Source organism: Pedobacter sp. CG_S7 (assembly GCF_040544395.1).
In the GTDB taxonomy this organism is placed as follows: Bacteria; Bacteroidota; Bacteroidia; order Sphingobacteriales; family Sphingobacteriaceae; genus Pedobacter.
The window spans coordinates 1-8,381 of record NZ_JBEONS010000061.1 but is presented as its reverse complement, the minus strand read 5'-3'; the positions used below and the strand labels follow the sequence as shown (position 1 = coordinate 8,381).

Genomic DNA, 8,381 nt, shown 5'->3' with positions numbered 1-8,381 from the left:
AAATACATAAAAATATCCTAAATAACAAAAAAAACAAGTGTAATTTATTGTTAATCAATTAGTTAAATCACATATTGCCTTGCAACGGTCTTAACGAGCGTACTGATCACCAGAGCGATGAAAATTCCGATATAAGGGATGATATTAATTAGAGCTGTAATCATGGCTAACAATAAGGCATACTTAATTCCCAATGCCCAGAAAGCCACAAACACAATCGCTGCCACGATTCCCATTTGAATAAATAAGCCTGTAATATATTTCCTGATGATATATTGTATTTGTTCAATGATGTCATGTACCATAATTTTATTTTCCTCTAGAAACACGGATTCAAGAAATTTCAAGATTAATTTTCTATACAGCAGGAAGAAAAAGGTATAAATAAATGTGAAAACAAAAAAGAGCAATACGGACGAAAGAGAAAGTAGCGTTGTACCAATCACTGTTGTACCTGAATCCATAATTTTGCCAGTAGCCGTATGTACATAGTGCAGCTGCTTATTCGCATTTATATTAAAAGTATCCGTTATCCATTGTTGGATCGTGCCAATAGACTTACCAAGTTGTTCCTCAAATTGCGGCCAGTCCTTCCCCAATTTTGATGCCTGCGCCCCTATAATATACAAAATAAGGGCTATTGATGCTAGAAATATAAGTACTGATAACATAGAAGCGCCACTTCGCGGAAGTCTGGTTTTCCTTTCAAATAAATTTGCCATGGGCAATAAAAGAATTGAAAACAAACAGGAAAAAATAAGTGGAGAAAGTATATCTTTACTTAAGGTAACAATGTAAACCAGCGAGATTAGTATAAAAAGAATACATGCTAATTTAAAATAAAACGGTTGATGCCTGAATTGTGATGTATCCATTTCGGAAAAGTGAGGTTTAATCGATATCAAACAAAAGCACACCTAATTTGTTTGATAATAATCATCATAACAACTCCATACCATCTTTTACACTGACACTGATTAAAATGAATTATAGATTATTTAAAGATACAGCCATCGCAGAAGTTGGATTGGGAACCTGGCAATTAGGTAGCGCGGATTGGGGAAATGTAGACGATAATTCGGCCATGAGCATATTGCAAACATACGTTGATGCCGGTGGCAATTTTATTGACACCGCTGATGTGTACGGTATGGGTGTAAGCGAAAAGTTGATCGGAAAATTCCTTAAAACCATAGACAAGGAGGTTTTTGTTTCTACCAAAATAGGTAGACGTGGCGATCATGAGAATGGCTGGCCGCAGAATTTCAGCTATGATGCCATGAAGAAACAAACGCAAGATTCCTTGAAACACTTAGGCCTGCCGCAGTTATTTTTACAGCAATTACATTGTATACCAACCGAGGAAATGCGTTCAGGGAAAGTCTTTGACCATTTAAGAAGTTTACAAGATGAAGGGTTAATTAAACATTTCGGGGCGAGTGTTGAAACCAACGAGGAAGCACTTTTGTGTCTGGAACAAAAAGGCCTGGCGTCGCTACAAATGATCTTCAACCTGTTTCGGCAGCATGTGGCGGACGAGGTTTTTGCTAAAGCCGCAGAAAAAGTTGTGGCGCTGATCATTCGCGTACCTTTGGCGAGTGGCTTATTAAGTGGCAAATTTGATGACAATACCACTTTCTCTAGTAGGGACCAACGCAATTTTAATGCAAATGGGGAACAGTTCAATGCAGGTGAAACTTTTTCAGGTATTGAATTTAAACAGGGTGTAAAACTGAGTAAGACAATTAAAAATATGCTGCCCGACGAACGTATGTCACAATGGTCCATCCGCTGGATCCTGGACCACCCGGAAGTAACAACTGTTATCCCAGGTGCCTCAAAAGTAAGTCATGTTCAAAGTAACGTGGAAGCCTCAGCGATGGAGCCTCTTTCAGACCACATGCATGAAGAATTAAGGAAATTATACAACACCGAGATCATTGATCAAATCAGGGGGCACTTTTAATTAGTCAATTTAACAATGTATATTCACTAATATAAAGTTTTAAAAATAGGCGCGTAATTTACCCTTTGAATCATTTATTACTGTAAAATGGAAGAAATAAACAGTAAATATCAGATTTGGATTTACCTTATTCAGTATAATCAAGATCTTTATAGAAAGTTTCTTCCATATTACGTAGGGCTAAAAAAGCGACTAAAATACTTAATACCGCCACAATAATACCCGCATATAGAATATTCCTATCGAAGAGACCTTTCAACAATTGGGTGAGTATAGAAAGGATTGTAAACTAGACACACGCACAATGCTAAAGAGCAGCAGGTCGTAGATATCTACAAAGTAACCAAGGGAGGCGACAATAACTGCCGAACTAAACAATTTTGATTGATCAGCATTTAGGCTGTTTAATATTTGTTTCATTTTGCCTAATCAGTTAAGGTTAAGTGTTGTTTTTGTTGCAGCAGTAAATGTTTAAGTAGTTTGTAATCAACGTCCTGAACTGGTAATTTACTATCTATAGCTAAGGAAGCAGCTGTTGCAGCAGACTCGCCCAAAATCATAAACACGGGTTCCATTCTAATCGAGCCATAAGCTATATGGGAAACAGATAAGCAAACGGGGACTAATAAGTTCTCACATTCTGTTTTTTTTGGAATAATTGCATAGTATGCAATACTGTATGGTTGAGGTGCTTTAACGCCAATATCTCCTTCATTCTGTACAAACCCAGCCTCTGTAACATAACGTTGTATATGATGTGAATCTAACGAATAAGAACCCATACCAATCGAATGTGGCACTACTTTCTTTCCTAAGACATCATGTTCAGTCATTACGTAATCGCTAACCATTCTTCTGGCCTCCCTAATGTAAAGTTGGTGTGGCCAGTTACCATTATCTTTAAATTCATCTTTGGCCAGGCCCCAGGTATTTATCTTTTTCTGTAGATCGGATGGGATTCTTGGGTCCTTTGCCATGAAATACAATAGCCCTTTCTGGTAGTTTTCATGCGCTTTATTGATCTCTTTTCTTCTCGCATAACACGCTTCCGGATAATCATAGTTCTCTCCGATATAATCGGTACTGAAAGGGCCATGGTTGTTGGTGTCGGTTTTACGGTTTGGAACCGGATCATATTTATTGAAAAGTTCTTTCCACCCTTTTTCGAATACCCTAACCAACAGTTCGTAAGCCTTAGGATTATAAAAATCCGGCTTAGGGAATTCAACACGATTTTCAGGATTGTCAGTGAGACACATCCGGAAGCAATAAGCCTGAAGTTTATGGTCACCTGCTCCTTTAACACCCGGGTGTGTTGCTGAAATCCCTTCTAATAAACCACTGCTCTTATCGCCTTTAATAACGTAAGGATCAACGAGCTCCGTAAAGTGATGTGCATGTTGAAACACTTCGGTCTGCACACCGTTCCACTGCTCATTATAAGTTGCATTTGATTCACGTCCAACATGGTAAGAAACTTTCGCCGCTGCCATCAGATCACCTTCATAAGTAGCATCTATAAAAACCTTTCCTTTAAATTTTTTCCTACTTAACGTTGTAATGGAAACTATTTTTCCAGCCTTCTTTTCTACCCCTGTTTCCCTGTTCAGCCATTCATCTCGATAAACTTTAATTTGATGTTCCTTAACAAATGCTTCCATAATGGCTTCTGCCACATGAGGCTCGAAAATCCACATGGTACGGTCCTTTCCATCTATAGCTGGTGTTCCCTGACCAACGTTACCATAGTCCGATTTTTGTTGCCATTTCCAGGCCGTATCCTGATCATAATGCAAGTAAACCCGGTGGTAAAACTCCCTGGCCAAACCTCCAATCACTTGTTTATTCCCGGTATCTGTAAAACCAAGTCCACTGGATGATAAACCACCTAGATGTTTATCCGGCGAAACCACCACCACCGATTTGCCCATTTTGGTTGCCTGAACTGCCGCCATTACCGCTGCAGAAGTTCCTCCATAAATAACAATATCGGCTTCCATATCTTTCACTTTTTGTTGTGCTTTGACCTTTACACTGAGGCAAAACAGCAGAACAATCAGCAGGTAAAATCTCTTAAAATTGTAAATGTCCTTATTCATCTTTATACGTTAATAGTTTATTTAAATATGCAGTATAACTATCCCTATCGATAGAGCCATACTGTTGCCAAAACAAATGATGATACCAGTAGCTAATTGATGAGCCACCAGGTAATCGTAAATAGTTAACGCGATAAAGCGATAGCCATTTTCCGTGGGATGTATTCCATCAGTTTTATTCGAATTTGCCACATTACTATTCATGTCAATGATCCCTACCATTAACAAGTTAAGATCAGGGTTAAAGGACAGGCGCGATCAAGCCATTGAAGTAAAACTTCAGTGTTCCCTTCTGTTTATCTTAAAAATTTCTAACAAAAAAATCCAAAGCTCTATTTTTGCAATCTAAAAAAAAGGAAGGAAAGTGCTGAACTTCAGTGAGAATTTGTCGGTTCATCCATAACTTCATAAATACATCCATCACTATCTCTTCGGAAGCTTCTCGTGATTTCGTAATGTTAAAAATGTAATTAAATAACTTATTACGCTCCTGCTTAAACAAGTAGCATCTCTATCATCCTGACTGATGAGTAATAAAAGAGGATGATAAGTTTTTTCCATACTATTTTATCCAAACCAGTTAACAGATGAGCTGCTTACCAAAATAGAGAATATTTTATTAATTCCCAAAACAATATTGGAAACATCGAATTTCCTTTTGCTTCATTAATCTTACTCCGGAAATATTTGAAATCGCTTGTTTATCTGTGGCTACAAATTTCAATACCATTTCTTCTGCATTTAACTTCCCTTTTCTTCACAGTAGAATTCAACACTTCTTAAGAATTCACAAAAGATTCTACTATTTCCATCTTAATTATCCCAGAACAATAGTATTTCAGGTTGCTTTCTATTAAATGCTTCATCAAATATTATTATAATAGCCATGCAAAATCAAAAGAGCAACATTTTACATGGCTATTTTTTTAAAACAATCATTAATTTCAAACCACCATCCAGTTTAAGGCAAGAAAAACATTAAAGATTTATTGCTAATTTCTATCAAAATGCAATCAATGGGTGGTTACCTTTTACCTTTTTTGAGATCAATAAAAAACTTTTCTCATTGAAAGAGAATGCCTTAGCTAGGTTTCGAATAATATTCTAATTTATTTAATGAATATATCATGTATTTAGCTAGATTTGCAGCACAGCAACGGGAAAGATGCTGTAAGAATTAGCTAATTAAAAAGCTAATTTCCCTAATTTGAAATCAAAAACTATTGTAAAATACATTTGAATTTAAAATTAAATTCGGGGTGTAGCGTAGCCCGGTATCGCGCCTGCTTTGGGAGCAGGAGGTCGTAGGTTCGAATCCTGCCACCCCGACAATTAGACTAACTAAAAGTCGGCTAAACCCCTTTAATTGTGTGATTAAAGGGGTTTTTTGTTGTTTTCTAATTTTCTTTCATACCATTTTATCCATATAATATCAATATGAATGTGCCCTATTCGGTGTCCCTTTTTAAATTTTTAAATTGGGGCACAAATACCATATTAATCAATTGATAATCAGAACGTTTTGGTGTTTATTTTACCTCAATTTGAATGCTTTTGGTACCCTTTTTAGGATAGGGCACGAAAAGTAGAACCAAACGGGTTTTTTTCTAACTAAAATGAATGGACATGAAAGCATTAAACAACACATTTGGGGTCACCTTTTATCTGCGCAGGTACAAAATTAACAATGATGGAACCATCCCGATCTACATGCGCATCACCGTTAATGGTAAGCGGCTTGATATTTCGGTTAAACGTACCATAGCGGATAAAAACTGGAATGCTGGTAAGGGAATGGCAAAGGGAAGCCGTGAGGAGATCGTTAAACTGAACAACTACCTTGAAAAGTTCAGGTCATCCATTGTAGAGTGCTATCAGGAATTGCACCTGCAAAAGAAATTAATCACTGTTGAGATTATCAAGGAAAAGATATTCGGGAACGACCAGCAAGATTATACCTTATGCAAGCTGATAAGTTACCACAATACCGGGCAAATTGGTATTCTGGCAACCGGAACACTTAAAAACTATTACACTACCGAAAGGTATATCCACAAATTTCTGAAAGAACAATATAAAACAACAGATAAATACCTAACAGAGCTTAGCTACAGCTTTATCCTCAACTTTGAGCGCTACCTCCGTAACCATAAGCCATCGGATCATCACAGGCCATTGAACAATAACGGCATCATGAAGCACATTGAACGTTTTCGGAAAATAGTCTCACTAGGAGTAACTCTGGAATGGTTGGAGAAAGACCCTTTTACCAAGTACAAACAAAAGTTCGACCGTGTAGAACGCCAGTGCCTGAATATTCAAGAACTGAAAAGAATTGAGGAAAAGAAATTTGATATCGAACGTTTGCAACAGGTGAAAGACCTGTTTATATTCAGCTGTTATACCGGACTTTCCTATATTGATGTAATGAACCTCCAGCCCGGCAGTGTTATGATTGGGCTCGATGGCAGGGACTGGATAATTACCAGTAGACAAAAAACCTCTACGGGGGTTCGCATACCCTTACTTGAAAAGGCGAGAGAAATTATTGAAAAGTATAAAACGCATCCAAAAATAGTAGCAGATGGTTCACTATTACCAAGATTAAGCAACCAGCGTTTAAATGGGTACCTAAAAGAAATAGCCGACCTTTGTGGCATAACTAAACCCCTCACGTTCCATATTGCCCGTCATACCTTTGCCACAACGATTACGCTCAATAATGGCGTACCGATGGAAAGTGTAAGCAAGATGCTCGGACATACCAAATTAAGTACAACACAGGTTTATGCAAAGGTTATTGAACAGAAGCTTAGTGATGATATGTTTAGTTTGAGCGAGAAATTATTGGCGATTGAAACACAAAATTGAGAGTGAAATAACCATTTGTTTGCTTATCAGTACTTAAAATACACTTTTAGCCCGTAGGGCCGCCCGCCATTTTTCGGCCTATCTATTTAGATAGCCGAAAGACAGCAGGCATAAGCCTATTTAAAGGGGGCTGACCGCCCCAAAATTAGTTAAGTAAGGGCGGTTGTGCCATGCAAAGCAAACTCTTCACAAAGGCTAAAAGCCGTTTGGCTTCTCTGCAAACCTGTCCCGAACATAATAGATTTTAACTTGCTTTCCTCGTCCCTATAATTCCGCACATTTTGAAAATAACCCGTTACCGTTATGCAAAGCTTTGCATAACGGTAATTATGGAAAGTAAAAGATTATGAAAAGCAATATCATAAAATAGCCTTAAACAGTTGCGTTTAGGCATCTACTTTACAATATCACTTTACATAATAATTCGATTATTTTTTGAGGTTTTTCAACCATTCCAATAGAGTATCATCTTTTTCCCAAGATTTATCTTTGGATTTTTCAGGTTTCATTTCCACATAGACCTTTTCAAAAGCATCTCGCTTTTGTTTGGAATCGGCACGGGCATAAATTTCAGTTGTCTGAATAGATACGTGTCCGAGAATATCACGGATATAAACCAAGTTAATCCCGGCCTGTAAAAGATGCATCGCTTTTGAGTGCCTGAGGGAATGGCAACTGATTGTTTCTGGTATAATACCTGGATTTATTTTCCTTGCCTGATCGGCACAAGTTTTTAAAATGTATGTTATGCCTGCACGGGTGAGCTTTACATTTCTGGCATTTGAGAACAATGGATAGAGATTGGCATGTGGTTCCAACAAATGGGTTTCCTGCATATACTTTTTCAGGAACACGATCTGTTCCTCATGGAGCGGGACCATCCGGGCCTTACGTCCTTTGCCTACAAGCTTTACAAGGTTAGGGGAATCCAGCCTAATGCTGGAAGATGTAAGGTCAATTATTTCCTGCACCCTGGCACCGCTATCGTACATAAGGGCAAGTAATGCGAGATTTCGGCGACCATTACGTGTACAAATGTCGGGTTGTTCTAGGAGCAACTTTATACCGTCAGTCGTAAGATAATTGATGCTCTTCTTCTGGTGCTGTTTTACTTTTATGGAGATGATTTTCTGCCAGTCAAACAGCCTTTCCGGGTTTTCATATTGTAGGTAGTTAAAGAAGGAACGAATAGCGGCAAGACGATAATTACGGGTAGCGTTGCTACAATGCCTGGTTTGTTGCAGCCAGTCAAGGAAATCGATGATCGTTTCTTTGTTTATTTTTTCAAGTGTGAGCTTTTGCGCCACTATGCCTTTTTGCTCTTTCATAAAAGTGATGAGCTGAACAAAAGTATCCGCCCCACAAAGTCCATATTTTTTTAAAGGCAACTTGACTCTACATTTGCTTTTTAAAAAACAATCAATATGACCAAAGCAGAAAAAATG

General features: G+C 37.9%; 7 protein-coding genes, 1 tRNA gene and 2 pseudogenes. 3 read left to right on the top strand and 7 right to left on the bottom strand.

The genetic code is table 11. The features are described 5' to 3' along the window. Window positions 1–62: 62 nt before the first annotated feature. Window positions 63–875, bottom strand: coding sequence for an AI-2E family transporter (locus tag AAKU52_RS16685; protein WP_354335641.1), 813 nt, complete (start codon window positions 873–875; stop codon window positions 63–65). Window positions 876–982: 107 nt separating this feature from the next. Between AAKU52_RS16685 and AAKU52_RS16680 the strand changes: the two genes are divergently transcribed. After that, complete coding sequence (locus AAKU52_RS16680; protein ID WP_354335639.1) at window positions 983–1,966, top strand: aldo/keto reductase; 984 nt, start codon at window positions 983–985, stop codon at window positions 1,964–1,966. Between the two features lie 127 nt (window positions 1,967–2,093). Here AAKU52_RS16680 and AAKU52_RS16675 read toward each other — a convergent pair whose 3' ends face one another. The 4 genes and pseudogenes from AAKU52_RS16675 to AAKU52_RS16665 form a co-directional block, all read right to left on the bottom strand. Beyond that, the gene (locus tag AAKU52_RS16675) at window positions 2,094–2,228 is read right to left on the bottom strand and encodes a hypothetical protein (RefSeq protein ID WP_354335637.1); all 135 of its coding nucleotides are present in this window, start codon (window positions 2,226–2,228) and stop codon (window positions 2,094–2,096) included. Between the two features lie 20 nt (window positions 2,229–2,248). Then, window positions 2,249–2,386, bottom strand: a pseudogene (locus tag AAKU52_RS17570) (MFS transporter); the annotation flags it as partial. A 5-nt stretch (window positions 2,387–2,391) separates the two neighbouring features. Further along, window positions 2,392–4,065: an FAD-dependent oxidoreductase gene (locus AAKU52_RS16670; protein WP_354335635.1), complete on the bottom strand. Its 1,674-nt coding sequence runs from the start codon at window positions 4,063–4,065 to the stop codon at window positions 2,392–2,394. Window positions 4,066–4,086: 21 nt separating this feature from the next. Next, window positions 4,087–4,287, bottom strand: a complete 201-nt coding sequence (locus AAKU52_RS16665) for a hypothetical protein (RefSeq protein ID WP_354335633.1) — start codon at window positions 4,285–4,287, stop codon at window positions 4,087–4,089. Window positions 4,288–5,320: 1,033 nt separating this feature from the next. Between AAKU52_RS16665 and AAKU52_RS16660 the strand changes: the two genes are divergently transcribed. Then, window positions 5,321–5,394: transfer RNA gene (locus AAKU52_RS16660), tRNA-Pro, on the top strand. Between the two features lie 297 nt (window positions 5,395–5,691). Further along, a complete protein-coding gene (locus AAKU52_RS16655; protein ID WP_354335631.1) occupies window positions 5,692–6,936 on the top strand; it encodes a site-specific integrase in 1,245 nt (414 codons plus the stop codon). Between the two features lie 149 nt (window positions 6,937–7,085). Here the strand turns inward: AAKU52_RS16655 and AAKU52_RS16650 are convergent. Together AAKU52_RS16650 and AAKU52_RS16645 are read right to left on the bottom strand one after the other, a co-directional pair. Beyond that, a pseudogene (locus AAKU52_RS16650) lies at window positions 7,086–7,235 on the bottom strand (DUF932 domain-containing protein); the annotation flags it as partial. 129 nt (window positions 7,236–7,364) lie between these two features. Further along, the coding region (locus AAKU52_RS16645) for a site-specific integrase (RefSeq protein WP_354335629.1) at window positions 7,365–8,381 on the bottom strand (1,017 nt) is incomplete at its 5' end.